Below are 16,775 nucleotides of genomic sequence, written 5' to 3'. Positions count from 1 at the left end.
CGGCATTCGCTCCTATTGCTGCGCGGACTTGTCCGCGGCCGTGACGTGGCGCCAGATGCCGCCGCTCAGGCGCAGGTTTTCCGGAGGACCGGCAAGATGCTCCCTGAGCCGTTCGAAATAGGCCTGCTGCCAACGCAGGGAATACGCCTCGGCGTCCTCGCCAGGCTTGGGCGCGGGCAACATCTCCAGCGTATAGGCGACGCGACCGTTCTCCCAGCGCGGTGCGTAGAACACCGAGGGCACGCCCATGCGATGCGCGAGGTGGGCCGCGAAGCCGGAGTACGTCACGTCCTGTCCTTCGAAGGTGGTCCGTGGCGCCGCCGGATTGGCCGCCCCGTCTATCGCCAGGCATAGCACATAGCCCGAAGTCAACGCGCGCATGCAGGCCTTGGCGACCTGCGCCTCGGTCTGGTCGGCAGTGGAGATCAGGGCTGCGGAGTAGCTGCTCTGCGCGATGCTGGGCGCGGTCGCCAGCCAACGCGACGGAATGCCCACCAGTTCCAGCGCCATCAACCCGGCGTACATGGGACCGACGTGCGCGGTGGCCACCACCACGCCCTTGCCCCCCGCCAGCAGCGGCGCAAAGAAGCGTTCGCCGGTATCCAGCTCTCCCAACACCTGCATGGCTTCTTCGACGCTCTCCTCGCGGCATTCGAGCCAGTCGAACAGCAGGTGGTCCACCAGGTGGCCCCAGCGCGCACGGCGCTCCCATTGCGCGCGGTCGATACTGGTGTCGCCGCGCATCGACCAGGCCCAGTCCAGGCGCGCCTGCGGGATCGGGGCGGTGTGCAGCCGTTCCTCCAGCTGCGCCATGGCCTCGTCGAAGGTCGCCGGCAGCCGCTGGCCGCGTTGCGCCACGTACTGTCCAAAGAGCGCCTCGGCCTCCTGCTTGCGCCCCGCCTGCGACAGCGCGCTGATGGCCGCGCGCTGCCAGAGCTGCTTTTCGGGCGACTTCTCCAGCAGATGCATCATCTGGTCGGCCGCCGCGTCGTACTGCAGCGTGTAGCGCAGCGCGCGTGCGTAGAAAGCCCGCGTCTGTTCCAGGTCTGGCGCCAGGTCGATGGCCTGCTTCAACGGCGTCAGGGCTTCCTTGTAGCGTCCGGCGCGCAGCAGGGTCTCGCCATGCAACGTCAGCAGCCTGACATCCGCGGGCGCCGCGCTCAGGCCGGCCTCGAAGTGCGCCAGCGCATGCACCTTGCGGTCATCTTCGTTGCCGCGCCGCAGATGCGCCAGGCCCAGGGACGAGCGCAGGACCGCGCAGTCGTGGCCCGCGTCCAGGGCTGCGCCGCCAAAGCGGATCGCCGCCTCCACCCTGCCGTCATCCAGCAAGGCGCGCACCGCCATCGTCGCCACGCGCTCGTTGGGCAGTTCTCGCGGGTCCAAGGCGGCAGCCATGCCGGCCGCCTCGGCCGTATCGCCGTTGCGCACGAAAGCCATCAGCCAAGGGTAGGCTTCGCCGGGTTCGTTTTCCGCCAGGTTCCGGGTCGCGCGTGCGACCTCGGCAGCCTCGGCCACACGGCCGGCCTGCACCCGCAACTGGATGCGCGCCGCATGCAGCGCCGCCGCGCCGGGTTCGATGCCGGCGGCGGCATCCGCCTCGGCGATGGCGCGGTCCCATTGCTCGGTGCGTCCGAACAGGCTGGCGAGCAGGCGGCGCTCGTCGGCGCGCGCGGGATAGACCGCGACCATGATCTCCAGCGCGGCGATCGCGGCGCCTAGCTTGCCTTCCCGCACCAGGGGCGAAACCAGCAAGCGGCGGGCGTCGCGCCAACCGTCCGCGGCCTCGCGCAGCGCCGGCTCCAGCATGGGCATGTCGTTCAGCGGCTCGGCCGCGGAATGAATCTGCTTGATCACGTCACGCAAGCGTGCCGTGGCATCAGTGCCGGCGGGACGATCCGCAATTGCCGTATCAACCATGACGCAATCCCCTCAACAACGCCAACGCCACCCGAGCGATGAACATCAGCACAAAGCCCAGCGCCAGCGCCTGCAGCAGCAGGATTCCGGTACGCGGACTGCTCGGGCGGTCCGTGGGTACTGGCTGCGCGATGATGGACAGGTAGCGTTGCAGCCGCAGCGTGTCCGTCATGGCCTGCTGGTAGGTCTGCTGCGCCAGGGTCAGGTTCGAATCCGCGAACGCCTGGGCGTTGCGCAGCGCTTCATAGGACTTGAGCTGCTTCGCTTCCGTGTTGCCCGCGCCGCTCAGGCGCTGGCGCACGGCCGCGATCCGCTTCTTCAGGGAAGCCACCTGCATCTCGGCGGGCCGCAGCATGAAATGGTCCTTGTTGCCCAACGCGCGGATCTTGTCGAGATTGATCTGCGCGGTGTTGAGCTCCCCTTCGAGCTGGCTGGACAGGTTCAGCAGCATCGTCACCGTGGCCGTGGGATCGATATTGCCGTGCGTGGTCCGCCATGCTGTCAGCGTTTCCCGGGCGGCCAGCGCCTTCTGCTCCGCGAGCTTGACCGCCTCCTCGCTCACTTTCAGCTTGTCGGCGACGCCTTTCTCGTTCATCGAGCTGACGAAGCTCTCGGCCAGCTCGATCAACGCCCGGGACAGCAGCGCGGCATCCTCAGAGGAAAACGCGCTCACGCGCAATACGTCGATCTGTTCCAGCGCGTTGAAGGAGACCTTTACCGAGGCCTGGTAGGCGCGATAGAGATCGTCCTCGCTTGAGTCCTCTGCAAGATGATTCACAGGGTCCATGCCCGCGCGGATCAGGTACTGGCGCAGGCCGACCTTCTTGTCGAGCTGCTGCATGGCATCGCGCGACTTGAGGAAATCGGCGACCGCCCAGCCATCCACGAAGCCGCCGAGCATGCCGCCCGCGTTGCCCGTGGTCAGCAGGCTGGCCGCAGCCCCCCCGCCGCCTTGCTGCCCGGAGGCCGACTGCACGAAAAAGCGCGATTCCGCCTCGTAGCGGGGCGTGGCGAAGAGCAGCAGATACGCCAGGGCGCACGCGACCGGCGCCAGCACGATGAGCGTGTTGATCCAGCGGTGACGGCGCCGCTCTCGCAGCGCCGATTGCCGCTCGCGGCGGCGGCGTTCGATTTCGGACCTGCCCTCAGAGGCCGATTCCGCCCTCATCGAAGCCGCCTCCGAGGACGTCGTCGCCTGTGCCGGATTCGCTCCTTGATCGTCGCGGGGGGAACCTGCGGATGCACTGGTCGAGGTCGTCTTCGATGCTGAGTGCGCTTCGTTCATAAATCAAACCCTTGAAGCAATAGTCCGCCAACTGATTCTGGCGGTAACTGGAAAGAATGAGTGTCCGGCCGACCAGGCGCTCTTCGAACAGAGCCAGCCACAGGCGGGTGAAACGGCAAGGCTCGAAAGGGATGGCCCCTTCGATCACGTAGACATCGAACGCCGGCGCCAGCGCCAGCGCGAAGGAAAACTCCTGCCGCGCGTAGAGCGGCCAATGCTCCATGGGCTTGGCCAGGGTCCTGGGATCGCTGACCAGGTCCGCGACCAGTTCATGCGTGGCATCCGCGTCGATCTCGTACATCTCGCTGACGAAGTCGATCATGCTCAGGCCGTTGGCCTTGCCGCGGATGAATCCCTGGCGGCCTATCGCCCAGGACACGTTGCCATCGTGCTTGACGAAGCCCTGGCGCGGCGGCCGCAGGCCGCACAACACATCGACGATCTGGCGATGCAATTCCGGCGCGGGCGACAGCAGCGCATAGCGCCCGACCGGAATATCGAGATCGACATTGGAAAGCAGCGCTTGCCTGCTTCCGAATGCATAGGGCTCGTCAGTGACGCCATTGAAATGGATCATCCACTTCCCTCACATCGGCTGGACGTTGGGACGGGCCAGCCGCTCGGCCGCCAACGCAAGCACCATCAAGAAAACCAACGAGGTCAGGAAGTATCCCAAGCTCGCATCGTGCGAGGCGTAAGCCTCGAAATACGCGGAGCGCAGCAGCTGCATGCCGTGCGCCAAAGGCAGCCACAGCATCCAGGGCCGCAGGTTCTCTGGCAACTGTTCCGAAACAAAGAACACGGCCGCGAAGATCTGCAGAAACCGTTCGATGATCGGCGCGAGCCTGAGAAAGAAATGCCAGTAGGTCGCGATCGATCCGAACAACACGCCCAGCGCAGCCCCGAAGCATCCCATCAATACGACGAAAAGCAGAAAACCGGACCAGCTTTTCGGCAGCGTCACGAGTTCCAGCGCATGGCCCGCGCTGATCAGTACCAGGAACACCACCAGATATACCGACACATAGATGAACGCCTGCACCAGCGCGCACATCAAGGGAGTAACGCCCTGGAAGTTCAGCAAACCGCGGGCAGATACGTAGGCCGTGCTGCTCCGGAAGGCGATCTGCCGGAACATGATCCAGGTCGTCGCGCCCAGCAGCGAGAACGTCTGCACGTCCATGCCCATGATGTAGTGCGTGCCCATCAGGATGTACAGCGACGAAATCAGCGTCAACAGCACGACCGGGCCCACCAGCGCCCATACCAGGGCGATCCGGCTCTCGCCATGCATCACGCGCAGCTGGTAGATGAACATCGCCAGCAGCGTGCGGCCGACCGGCCGGACCTTCACGGAATGGCTCGGATCATGTCCTTCATGCAGGTCCTGCAAGCGGGCCCGCAGTATCGCGAGATCGCCGGCCTCGTCCTGCGGCACTTCGACTTCCAGCGCAATGTCGTTGCGCGAGGCGTGGCGGCGCGCTTCGCGCGCCTCGTCCTGCTTGCGGCGATCCACGCGGCGCGCATGCGCCGCGGCCAGCCGCTCGTCTTCCGCCACCAGCTTGGCTGGCATGTAGCCGGGCGCGAACACTTCGACGCCGTCGCGGATATCCATTTCCAGCAGGCGCACGATGACGCGCAGGCGCCGGCGCGAAAAATCCGCCAGCGTCTCATCGACGTTGCTGCGCGCGATCTCCGCGTCCAGCTCCGCCTGCACCGCCTCGTACACCGCCCGCCGGGCAGCCACGGAGTCGTGCGGCTCGCCCTGCAGGCGCGCGACCAGGGGCTTGAGCAGGACGGCCGGCGTGGCCTTTGCTTCAAACAATGCCGCCGGATCCAGGCGCCATGCCGCGACGCCGGATCCTACTGCGTAGCTACTGTCCTTACGGCGCGAACGCCAGCCCTTGATCCTGTCCTCGTTACTCATCGACACGCTATTGGCTTATGCCGGACGAGCCGCCCGAGTCGCTGTCAATGGCGCGCGTGGCGCTGAAGCCGGCGCTCATCGTGACGCGGAACGCGGACAACACCTTCTGCACCTGCGTGAACGGCGCATCCGAGATATAGATGGCCTGGCCTTCCTGCACGGTGAATTCGCGCGCCAGCGCCACCTGCTCCGGACGCGTCAGATCGAACTGATAGACCACCGGCAGCAGATCCGGCTTGCCCTCGGCGCCGGCCTTCGCGGGCGTGAACAGGAACACGGAACGCGGGTCCGCCAGCTTGTCGTCCAGGCCGCGGGAATCCGCCAGCGCATCCAGCACGCTGTAGTTGCGCTTGCTGATGGCCACGCGCCCCTGGGTGCCGGCCGCGCCCAGCACGGTCAGGTACTCCTTCGAGTCATAGGCGGTGATGACATCGCCCGCGCGCAGCAGGATGTCGTTGTTCTGGTTGCGGTAGATATCCGACAGCCGCACCGACGCCACCTGGTTGTCGCGGCGCAGGCTGATGACGAGCTGTTCGGGGTTCGTCTGCACCGGCGCGGCCTGGGCCAGCGCGCTGCTCAGGCGCTGCGAGGTCTGGGTGATGGGATACATGCCGGGCTTGGTCAGGTTGCCCTGCACCGTCACCATCTGGCCGCGCGCGTCCGCGGCGCGCGTCACGCTCACGTCGGCGCCGACAACCAGCCTGGCCAGACGAGCGACGACGGCATCATGCAGCTGCGCCAGGGTCATGTTGGCGGCGTGGAACTTGCCAAGGATGGGAAACGTCACGTTCCCTGCCGGGTCGATCTCCTGGTTGCCCAGGTCGCTCACGCCGGAGGGGTCCGCCGCGAACACGCCCAGCCCGCCGCGCTCCCAAACCTTCACATTGATGCCGTCGCCGGGAACCAGGCGGTCGAATCCGGCCTGTGTGAGATCGCGGTAGCGCACGGGAAAATCGGCCACATCGGGCACCCGGCTGGCCTGCACCAGTTCGCGCGAGACGGGCATCACGATGACGTCCTTGTCATCGTGCGCGCCCGTCATTTCGCTCAGCATCGGGCCGGAACGGGGCAGCTGGCACCCCGCGAGAGTCAGCGTGGCAAGAACCACCATGGTCAGGGCTGCCTTGCGTCGCAGCCCTGAACCCGGGACGTACATATGCATAAGATCCTTTCGTTTCCGCAGCTTGATCGGTTGGACGCCAATCAGGCTTGCATCAGGCGCATGGGTTCGATATCCATGCGTTCGTCGTTCTCGGACACCACGGGCATGCACAGGCCCATGAACTTGGTCAGCATGGCGTCAAGCGAGAACAGCTTCTGCGCGCGGTGACGGCTGTGCTGCCTGAGCTGCTCGTTGCTGCGCACCTGGTCGACCATGGATGCGACTTTCTCGCAGGCCTCGTGCAGATCCGGGTGATCCACGCAACTGAGCAGATGGCCGGTCTCGTTCTCCACAAAGCACTCGCCAGCGCCGCCAGCGGGAGTCGAGATCACCGGCACTCCCACCAACTGGGCTTCGATCAGCACGTTGGGCAAGCCTTCGTAGCGCGACAGCAGGACGCTGGCATCCATTTGCGAATACCAATAGCCCACGTGGTTGGAAAGACCGACCAGCAAGAGCCTGTCCGTCACGCTCAGCTCTTCGGCCAGGGCCTCGATGTTCTCGCGCAGCCGTCCGTCTCCAACGATGACGAAGCGCGCCTGCGGCCTGTCCTTCAGGTACATCGCCGCCAGCTTGATCCACAGCTGCGGCCGCTTGTCCGGCTCCAGGCGGAACACGCCGCCTATCGTCTCGGTGGCGTCGTTCGTGCTTTCCTGAAAGGCCTTCCACTTTTCCTCATCCACGGCCGAAGCGTCCGTCGACAGATCGGGCACGCCGTTGTAAAGGATGTGAAAGCGCGTGATCGGGATGCCCAGCCATTCCGAGTAGGCTTCCGCGGCCTTGCAGCTGTTGCTGACGAAAACCACCCCCGGCACCTGGGCCAGGGCCTGGTACAGCTCGGGATATTCTTCGCGGAAGCGGTCCTTGCGGATGTTCGGCGGCAGTCCGCGGAAGACCAGGTGTATGGTCGGGGCGCCAGCCAAGAGCGCCGCCAGCGCGCCGAACAGGCAGGTTCCGTCCTGCCACAGGCTCACCACGTCGAACGGGTTCTCGCGCAGCACAGGCGTAAGCCGGGTCACGCCGTAGTGCACCGGAGGCGGCAACTGCTCCAGCAGACGGCTCAGGCTGCCCTCGGGCATGGATTGATGGGACACCGACACGGCCGGCAGCTTGTTGATCTCCGTGACCGGAATCTGCGCCTTCACCAGCACCGGCAGGAAGAAATCCAGTCCCTGCTTCTTGGTGGAACCCGCGGGCTCGGTGTGCTGCTTGACCATGACTTCGACTTTCTTCGGCATCATGATCACGTCTGCCGGCCGGCGCTCGGGCGACTCCGCCAGGCGGGTCAGTTCGCCCGCAAGCCGCGTCAGCTGGCGCTCGGCGCCGCCGGGGCCAAGACTGCCCGTGACCAGCGCCACCGACACCGGCTTCTCCGCCGACTGCTCGACGATCTTGCGGTCGCGGAAGTGCAGGATCGCATGCTTCATGGACACGATCCTGACATCCTTGCCCACCAGCCCCTCTTCCGACTCGAAGCGTTGGTAGAAGGCGTAGTCGCTGGCCAGGTCGTTGGCCAGCTCGGCCGCCTTGCTGCCGGGCGTCAGGTGCTTCATGACGGGCGCGATCGCGTCGAACGCGTCGGCCAGCAGCCCGCGCTTGCGCAGGCGCTTGGCGAACTCGACGCGCATGTTGCGGTCGGTGTTCTCGGAAATCAGCCGGCGAAAGAGTTCGTCGGACTGCTCGTGCGCGCGGATGTCGCTAAGCAGCTTGGCCCGCGCGAACAGGCGGTTGGGATTCTGCGTCGAGGGCGGCAGATGATGGTCGACCAGGGCCAGGGCCTCATCGATCTTGCGTTCCTTCACCAAGCGCGTCGCGCAGTAGCGGACGATCAGGAAATCGTCCGGGCACTCCTGCAACAGCGTGGCCCACTGCTCGGCCATGCCTTCGTTCAGGCCCGCCGCCTCCTTCAGCCTGAGCAGCAGGAAGCGGACCTTGGAGTCTGCCATGTGGTCGCGCGCCAGTTCCTGGGCGCGGGACAGGTTTTCCTGGGCGACTTGAACCCGCACCGACGCCGTGACGATCTCTTCCAACCGGGCTTGCACCGCTTGCAGATCGGATGCAGCCTCCGCTCGCTCGGTAGTCAATGGGGGATTCATGCTGCCTTCCTCCGGTTGATCTTCTCGATCCACACGAGGCAGCGTTCGATGTAGTGATCGAACTGCGCCGGATTTTCGGAACGTTCCTGCAACTTGCGCCAGTACGGCAGGGCCTGTTCGAAGCGATGCAGTCGCATGGCGCCCACGGCGGCCAGGCGCAGGCCGATGGGGTCTTCCGGAACCAGCTTCAGGATGCGCTCGCCCAACGCCAGGCGTTCGGTCGTGCTGGCCGAATCCAGCGCACGCGCTTCGGCGTACAGCACGGCGATGATGCGCCGCTTTTCATGGTCGACTTCCGACATGCCGGGCCACGACTGCGCAACACGCTCCAGCAGGTTCCAGGCTGCCTGGTGATCGCCGGAGGAAAGGATCTCGCGCGCGCCTCGGATGGCGCGGGGTCCCAGCCTGCCTAGCTGGCGCTGCGCTTCGTCCTTGGCGCCCTGGTCCGCGCCGGCATGGTCGAGCACGGTCTTGTAGGCATCGATGGCCTCGCCATACCAGCCGCCGTGGAAGGCTACCCGCGCAAAATGCAGCTGGGTGCTGAACGAGGCGGAATCGCCGGCGGCAGCTTGCTCGAGGTGCCGCATGGCGGTCTTCTTGTCGCCTAGCGCGTCGGCCGCGCGGCCGCGCATGGCATGCAGTTCCGGGAAATCGATCTGGCTGTCCAGCGCGATGTCGGTAAGGTCGATGACTTCCTTGTGATTGCCCGCCACCAGCGCGGCCCGCACGCCCAGGCGCATCGCACGCTCGAAGGCGCGCTGGGCGCGCACGCCGGCCAACGCATCGGGAGTCAGCAGGCGATGCGCGCAGATGCGCTCCGCGGCATCGCGCAGGCGTCCTTCTTCCAGCGCGCGGTTGCCTTCCTCGGCCCAGGCCTGCGACTGCGAATTCAGCCAGGCAACGATATCCTCCTGCTCGCTGCTTGCCAGCTTGCACGAGACCGCCAGCGTGGCGGCGGCCATGATGCTGCCGCGCCACGAGGCTTCCTTGACCAGCTCCAACGCGTCGACATCATTGAGCACGGGCGACTCGGACGCCAGGTTGCGCAGTCCGGCGCGATCGCCGGCCAGCAGCCGGTCGCGCCACAGCATGGCGAAGCCGCGGCCATACGCGGGCATGGCCGCGCGGACCTGGTGGACCCAGCGTATGGCGGATTCCATATCGCCGCTGGCCTGCAGCAGCGCCAGCACGGTGTCGGCGGCTTCCACCGCGACCGCGTCTTCCGGGGACGAGATGCGGAACAGCTGCTTCCAGTTGCCCAGCGTCTCGTCCACATAGCCCAACTGGCCCGCGGAAATCGCCGCGATTCGCACGATTTCGGGGGTTTCGATCTCATCGCCCAGCAAGCCCGCGGCCAGCGAGTACGCCACGTCATGGCGTCCCAGCTTGAACTGGTTGCGCATCAGGATCTGCTCAGCCTTGCTGCCGGACGCCACCGCGCCGTCGGCGCTGCCCAGAAGCGCCAGCGAACCTTCGTAGTCGCCCAGCTCTTCCTGGATGCGCGCAAACAGCAGCGTGTGGTCGGGCAGGCCGGGATGGCGGCGCAGCACCTCGCGCACGCGGCGCGAGGCTTCGCGCAGTTCGCCCGAATCCCACAGCTTCTCGATGCGGTCGGCGCTTTCGTCGGCGGAGAGCTTGGGCGCGGCGGGCTGCGTCGTCGACGCATCCAGGCGCGGACGCATGAACGTCTTGAACCACTCTGCGCACAGGCGTTCGGCGAAAACCGGCGTGTAGTGGGTCAGGTCCAGTCCGCCATTTTCCATGGCCTCGGCCTGGCCGATCTTGTTCATCAGCGGCGTCGGGTCGTAGCAAGGCACGCCGATGCGCTGCGCGCTGGCGAGCACCGCGGCGATCAGTTGCTGGCGTTGCTCGATGGGCGCGTTGTCCGGCGTCATGGCATTGACGTGCGTGACGAACACCACTTTGTCGCGGCCCAGCAGGTCGACCAGCTGGTTCATTTCCTGCTCGATCTCCTCATCCGTCTGGTCACGCTTGACGATGCGGGCGAGCAGGTTGCGGTCGTCCGGCGTAAGCGCCTTGAAGACCGGGTCCTGGTCCAGCAGCGCGCGGCGCTCGGCCAGGCGGTCGGCGTGGGCCATGGACCAGAACATCCGGGTGCGCGTGCGGTCGGCGAAGAACTCGCTGAAGTAGCGCACCAGGTAGTTGGACTGTATCGGGTAGCCGTCTATGGTCAGCAGCTTGCGCGAAGACAGTTCGACCACATAGAGGTCAGCCGGCTTGTGGGCGCCTTTGCGCGCCTGCTCGCCATTCGAAGGCCGGAAGATCACGCGCTGGACGTCGGCAGGGATGTCGCCCTGGCCGAACATGAATCGCGCCTGCTGCAGCGCCTCGGCGCTGGTGTGCACGAAACCGTAGTTGCGCCCGAGTTGCAGCTTGATCGGGTAGCGGCCCACGGCATCGCGCAGCGGCGTATGGATGCGGCAGGTTCCAATCGGAGCGGTGGTAAAAGCAGCCATTCGGAGGCTCTCCTCTAGTGATCGATAGTGAGCCTGAACTTAAAGAGTCCAGTACAGGAGGTCGGACTGAAGCCGTTTGCTGTCGAGCACGGACTTCAGGTCGCACACCATGCCGTCGCTCTTGACCAGCGTCGGCAGGTCGTCCCAAAAGGTGTCCATGGTTTCGCGGTGCGGCACCGCCAGGATCAGCACATCCATGTCGCGGAACTGGTCGCGCTCGACGAGCTTGATGCCGTACTCGTGCTCCATCTGTTCCCGATCGGCCATCGGGTCGCACGCGACCGGGGTGATGCCGTAGGCGCCCAGGGCGTTGTAAAGATCGACCACCTTGGAGTTGCGGATGTCGGGCACGTTTTCCTTGAACGTCATGCCCAGGATGCCGACGCGGGTCGTGGCATTGAGGCGGCCGTTGCGGGCCAGGGTCTGGACCACTCGCGAAGCGACGTGGCTGGCCATGCCGTCATTGATGCGACGGCCCGACAGGATGACCTCGGGGTGATAGCCAAGCTCCTGCGCCTTGGACGTCAGGTAGTACGGATCGACGCCGATGCAGTGACCGCCCACGAGACCAGGCGAAAACTTCAGGAAGTTCCACTTGGTGCCGGCGGCTGCCAGCACTTCCGAGGTGCGGATGCCGACCAGATCGCAGATCTTCGACATTTCGTTCATCAGCGCGATGTTGATGTCGCGCTGCGTGTTCTCCAGCACCTTCGCCGCCTCGGCGACCTTGATGGAGGAGGCGCGGTGCACGCCGGCATCGATGATCTTCTCGTACACGCCGGCAATGACTTCCAGCGACTCCTCGTCCTGGCCGGACACGATCTTGACGATCTTCTCCAGCGGATGCTCGCGGTCGCCCGGATTGATCCGCTCGGGGCTGTAGCCCAGCTTGAAATCGACGCCGCAACGCAGGCCGGACACCTTCTCCAGCTCCGGTCCGCAGATTTCCTCGGTGGCGCCGGGATGGACGGTGGATTCAAAAACCACGATGCAGCCGGGGCGCAGCACGGGGCCGATCGAGCGGCAGGCGCGCACCAGCAGAGAAAAATCCGGGTTGTTCTTTTCGTCGACGGGGGTCGGTACGGCCACGACGAAGAAATCGCAGCCTTCCAGTTCCGAGATCTGGTCGGTGAACTGCATCGGGGAGGCAAGCAACACGTCGCGTTCGATCTCGCCGGTCCAGTCATCACCCTCTTTCAGCCGTGCGATTCTCCGCTTGTCCACGTCAAAGCCGATGACATCAAAGCGCTTGGAAAATGCGACGGCTACGGGCAGGCCGACATATCCAAGGCCACACACTGCGATTCTCTTTACCACGGGGGACCTCACTGTTTTCGTCGTGTCGAAGACACTAGAAATTGACACCCGGGGGCACGAAATCGATGCAGAATCGAATATGTTTGCCCCGGTTCGGGCGGGCGTATTGCTTAAGAATATTTACAGCTCGATACTTGATTAGGCGTACCAAGCGGCGAGCCAACGAATCGTATAGGTGGCAAACAGCAAAATTCTTTCTAAATATTTTTATTGCTGTGCAAGTAAGTCGGATTCGTCGCAATAAACCCCGGGAAATCCCTCAAACAATTACATTCATTACATAAACCGCAACATGGCCCGTCATTGGGGTTGTTAGCAAATATATAAAATGGTTTTTCTTGGTCCGGTTTAACCAAAATGAAAAAACATAATTATCGCAAGGGGTTATTTATTAATCACCCAGAGAAATGTCATATTCCAAGACAGCCTGGCTACAGTCATTATTCAGACATAACAAAGACTGACTTCCGTCTGCCGGGCAAGTGAGTGTTCGCACTCGCGTCCTTCCCAAAAGCAAAAAAGCCCACCGCGCAGGGGGCTTTTTTGCCGGATGCTAAAGGAAAGGGAATTAGGTTCGCCTCGTCCGGCGAACCGGCAGATCAGCCCTCCAACATGCGAAATTCAGCATCGATGGCTTCCGCCTGCCGGCGCCATTCCTGGAATTTGACCTGCCGCTCCCGCCCTTCGGCGACGCTCCCGAAAACGACGTCCACAGCCTTGTTGAGGTCAACGTAACTTTGGAAGAACCGCGTCTCGAAGTCGTCGCCATTGATGACTTTCAACAGTTCCACGCGCTGCTGCGTGAAGTCGCTCACCAGGCTCTCGACAATCTTCTTGAACTCGTCGGCCTTGTTGGCCTGTTTGATGGTGTCCCACACTTCAATGGCTAAGGTAGCGGCGGCCAACACGCCATTGAGTCCCTTCGCCAAGTTCACCGCGCCCCAAGGCTTGAACTTGAGCATCTTGGCCAAGTCCACACCGACGAACTTGGCCACATTGACCAGACCGTCCCTCGCCAGGAGGATATTGCCGTTGTTGATGAGCTTGCCCTTCAAGACAAAGTCCATTCCTTGCTTGCCAAGGCTCATCATCGTCGTTTCGTAGTGCTCGATCTCGGACTCGAAGCCTACCGCGATGCGTCCGATTTCCATCGTCGCCGACTCCAGTTGACGCTCGAACTCATTCTGCAAGCGCGCGGCGATCATCACCCCGTCCGTGCCGATTTCTTTCTCGAAGAACTCTCCAAAGCCTTCCATCCCGACGCCTGATACGCGCCGAATCAAAGACGCGAAGTAGTCGGTCACAAAGCTTCGCAGCCTAATTCTCGCGTCGCTCATCTGACGGCGAGCGTCCTGAAGCTCTTCCTGCATCTGCCTGCTGATGCCCTCAAGCTTGTCCATTTCCTCGCGTATTCTCTCGTCGTTCTGAATGGCAACGGGCAATTCCTTGTTCAGCACGTCGCGAATGATGCTTCTGCGCGTGGCGCTCACGATCGCTTGCGGGCCGCCATTGCTCTCGACCTTATCGGCAGTCGCTTGCTGCAGAAGTCCAATGTGAGACAAGCTGCGAAATTCTTCCGCATTGGACAGCCAATGCTCGACGCCAAGATCGAACGGATTGGCAGCCACTGCGACAATAGAGAGTTCCGACTGTTCTTCGGGAGTCAGGTCTATCAATTCCCGCAGGCGTTTGGACACGTTCTCCCGCTTGATCTCGAAGTTCTCCTGGAACTCGGATTCATCCGCCACGTCCGCCACCATATCGAACCGGCTCAATACGAAGACGGTTCTGGGGAGCAGATTCAATGTACGAAAAAGCCATGTCAGATCATCCTGGTGACTGGCCTTGATGGGATTGGTCGAGTCCATCACATACAACACCAAGTGAGCTTCACTCACGTACTTTTTCGTGATGTCCTTGTACTTTTCCAGCTCGCGCGTTTCAGCGTTCACTTGCTCTTTGAATCCGAACAGTCCCGGCGTATCTATCAGCACGATGGGGCCGGCCTCGTAGATGTTGACTTCGTTGGAAGACTCTTGTTGGCTGATCTTCATGCTGGACTTGTCCAACTTTTCTAGCCAAGCTGCGGCAATCGAAGTCTTACCTTCGGAGAATCCGCCGATCAAAGCTACCCGGAGCGAGCCGCCATCGACGTCTTCGATCGTGCGCTGCAATTTGGTCTTGAGGTCGGCAGCGATGGGAACGCCAGCATTCTCCCCTTGATGCAAGAACGACACGAGATCCCGCAGAATCGCTGTCGCTCGGGTTTGGCCTTTCTTGAATGCGTCTAGTGTTTTTTCCATTATCGACTCGTTACGAATTCCAGATTCTTGGACAGTTTGGTGAGTTTCTTGACAGCTTCGTCCAGGGACTCATTGATGACGCCGACCTGCCGGACCGGAACCATCAGAATTTCCTCGATACGGCCGACGGCCGCATCCAATTGCGGACGCGATTCATCCAGTTTTTCGCGCGTGGTGTCCCCAAGTTTCTTTTTAATATCGTCGAGGTTCTTGTTTACAGCCGTTCGCTGCTGGTTCATTTTGTACTCAGAGCTGAAATAGCTCCGGACGCTTTTGTAAAGCGCCAGGGCAATGCCTGCGATACCGGCTGCAAGTATCACCCACCCCGCGGGGTTCCAGAACAACGCGGCACCACCAGCCAGCACACCCAGCAAACTCGCCACCTTGAGACCGTTATCGATATTTATGTCGAGATTGAAGGTCTGATCCGGGCCTCCACTTCCTAGCTCAGCATAGGCCTGATTGAGTTCCTTCAGATGCTCTTGATAGCGATCTACGATCTTTGCCACCTTTCCCTCAAAATTCTGCCGTTCTTCCACCAGCGCGTCCGACAGCCTATCAATCAACGCCTGTTGCTGGCGTTTAAGCACATCCTTAAAACGCTGCTCGAAATCCTCGTTGCTAACATCGCACTTGATGTAGTCGTACATCTCGCTCTCGACGGCTTCGCTGAACCGCTCAATTTTGGCCGCACACTGCTGGCCTAGGCTTGAGGCGAACGCCGCCTTTGCTCTATTCAGCTGGTTCGCCGCCAGACTCTTCTGCTTTTTTGCATTTGCCTGCACCGGCTTAAAGCGGACGCGCGAGATCTCATCGATGCTATCGATTACGGAGGCAAGGGCAACTCTCGCCTTGTTGAAGTTCGATTCATGAATCTTCTCCGCGCACCCCTGAATCAGTTCTTCCGCCAGAAACTTCTGCAGTTTCCCCATACCTGAACGATCGAGCAGGGCCTGCGCATCGAACTTTGCGAGGAATTTTCCCCGGCTCTTCGCATCGCTCGAGCCCGGAACCAAACAATCGGCAACGCTCAGAAAGGCGACCTGGGCACTCATCGGAATAGTTTTCCGATAATTCTCGCCCAACACGCCTTTCATTCGTCGATCAAGGACCTTCAGACTGGCCGCTTCATCGTCTGTGATCAGATCCTGGGTCAGTTGTACGGCATTCGTGATGCGCTTGTTGAATAGAGTCCAGACCTCGGTCTGGGCGCCCAGATGCTTGACTATCTTTTCAAGAGTGCCCTCGCCATCGCCATCCCCCTTCTGCGGCGGCGCAGCTTTGGAGGTTACGTAGAACACCGCGTGGGCCTTCTGGACCGCTTGCCAAATCTGTTCAATGACGTGGGATTCGCTCCCCTCGATACCGGGCACATCGAGCAAGGCGAACTTCTGGCCCTCCAGCACGAACTGGAATGTCTGCACGTCCGTGGTGTAGTCAGAACGCCCGGTGCCAATAATCCTGCCGTCCGCGTGGACGTCAAGACGATGGAGGTTGTCCAGCTGATGTTGGTGCTTTTCCTCGGCTGCGGCCAAATTCCGCGCAGCCTCCGCTCTCGCTACCTCACCTGCCTTGTCTGCACGATCATGCTCGGCAAGCGCCAGCTTCAAATCTTGCTCGGCCTTCGCCAGAGCCACATCCTGGGGCGCGGACCGGAAAAGGCGCACAATTCTCTGAATTAATGTTTCCCGCCGACGAGCCTCCTCGACAAGAACAGTGGACTCCTGAACACGGGCCCTAAACATATCCTCGCGCAGTGCCTGTTGCTGTTTCCGGTCCGAAAGGTCGCTCTCGACCACAGCCAATTGCTCTTTGCCCTGCTCCACGCCGATGCGCGCCGCTTCCATATCGCTCTCGGAAAGGTTCAGGCGTGCCTGCTCCTCTCTGAATAGGCGCCGGGTATCGCGTTTGGTTGGTTCATCGAGGAGTATGCGCAGTGCCTCCACGGTGGTCGATTTACCCGCGTTCGTTTCTCCGTACAGGGCAATGGTGAACACATCCCATTCGGCATTACGTTGCAAGCCTTCGAGGCCTTGCTCCAGATCTTTCCTGTTGCTCTCCAAGATTGCCTTCGCCGTGTCCTGAGCCTCTGCAATCGCAGGCTCATCAATCGGGGCCAGCATTCCTTCATGAATCGCGGACACTTCATCCAACATGATGCGGTAAATCTGCTCGGGCGCGTTCTTCTGTACTCTCATCTCGTTCTTCTGTTACCTGACATTAAGCGAAGGCCATACCAGTTTGGGCTTTTGAACCAGCACATTCATACTCACTTCCCTGCTCACATTGCC

10 protein-coding genes are annotated in these 16,775 nt (G+C 62.3%); all 10 read right to left on the bottom strand.

Annotated features, from left to right (window positions below):
- Positions 1 to 12: 12 nt before the first annotated feature.
- Positions 13 to 1,917, bottom strand: coding sequence for a Vi polysaccharide transport protein VexE (locus IB257_RS08750; RefSeq protein WP_175180367.1), 1,905 nt, complete (start codon positions 1,915 to 1,917; stop codon positions 13 to 15).
- Positions 1,910 to 3,085: a sugar ABC transporter gene (locus tag IB257_RS08745; protein ID WP_119449878.1), complete on the bottom strand. Its 1,176-nt coding sequence runs from the start codon at positions 3,083 to 3,085 to the stop codon at positions 1,910 to 1,912. The genes IB257_RS08750 and IB257_RS08745 overlap by 8 nt, the downstream gene beginning before the upstream one ends.
- Entirely contained in the window at positions 3,063 to 3,779 is a 717-nt protein-coding gene (locus IB257_RS08740) for an ATPase (protein ID WP_054455412.1), read from the bottom strand. The genes IB257_RS08745 and IB257_RS08740 overlap by 23 nt, the downstream gene beginning before the upstream one ends.
- Positions 3,780 to 3,788: 9 nt before the next feature.
- Positions 3,789 to 5,129 carry an ABC transporter permease gene (locus IB257_RS08735; RefSeq protein ID WP_054455414.1) on the bottom strand — a complete coding sequence of 447 codons (1,341 nt, stop codon included), beginning with the start codon at positions 5,127 to 5,129 and terminating at the stop codon, positions 3,789 to 3,791.
- 7 nt (positions 5,130 to 5,136) lie between these two features.
- Positions 5,137 to 6,291, bottom strand: coding sequence for a polysaccharide biosynthesis/export family protein (locus tag IB257_RS08730; protein WP_054455416.1), 1,155 nt, complete (start codon positions 6,289 to 6,291; stop codon positions 5,137 to 5,139).
- A gap of 41 nt (positions 6,292 to 6,332) precedes the next feature.
- On the bottom strand, positions 6,333 to 8,387 hold the full coding sequence (locus IB257_RS08725) for a glycosyltransferase (RefSeq protein ID WP_119449876.1): 2,055 nt from the start codon (positions 8,385 to 8,387) through the stop codon (positions 6,333 to 6,335).
- A complete protein-coding gene (locus IB257_RS08720; RefSeq protein WP_192492187.1) occupies positions 8,384 to 10,864 on the bottom strand; it encodes a hypothetical protein in 2,481 nt (826 codons plus the stop codon). Before IB257_RS08720 ends, IB257_RS08725 begins: the two co-directional genes overlap by 4 nt.
- A 39-nt stretch (positions 10,865 to 10,903) precedes the next feature.
- Positions 10,904 to 12,163 carry a nucleotide sugar dehydrogenase gene (locus tag IB257_RS08715; RefSeq protein WP_192353714.1) on the bottom strand — a complete coding sequence of 420 codons (1,260 nt, stop codon included), beginning with the start codon at positions 12,161 to 12,163 and terminating at the stop codon, positions 10,904 to 10,906.
- A gap of 617 nt (positions 12,164 to 12,780) precedes the next feature.
- Complete coding sequence (locus IB257_RS08710; protein ID WP_192492186.1) at positions 12,781 to 14,484, bottom strand: LeoA/HP0731 family dynamin-like GTPase; 1,704 nt, start codon at positions 14,482 to 14,484, stop codon at positions 12,781 to 12,783.
- Positions 14,484 to 16,682 carry a GTPase gene (locus tag IB257_RS08705; RefSeq protein WP_175180365.1) on the bottom strand — a complete coding sequence of 733 codons (2,199 nt, stop codon included), beginning with the start codon at positions 16,680 to 16,682 and terminating at the stop codon, positions 14,484 to 14,486. The genes IB257_RS08710 and IB257_RS08705 overlap by 1 nt, the downstream gene beginning before the upstream one ends.
- Positions 16,683 to 16,775 lie beyond the last annotated feature (93 nt).

Source organism: Achromobacter sp. ACM03 (genome assembly GCF_014851665.1).
GTDB lineage: Bacteria > Pseudomonadota > Gammaproteobacteria > Burkholderiales > Burkholderiaceae_B > Achromobacter > Achromobacter aegrifaciens.
Note: the sequence above shows the minus strand (reverse complement) of the source record. Positions and strands in the feature narration are given on the sequence as shown.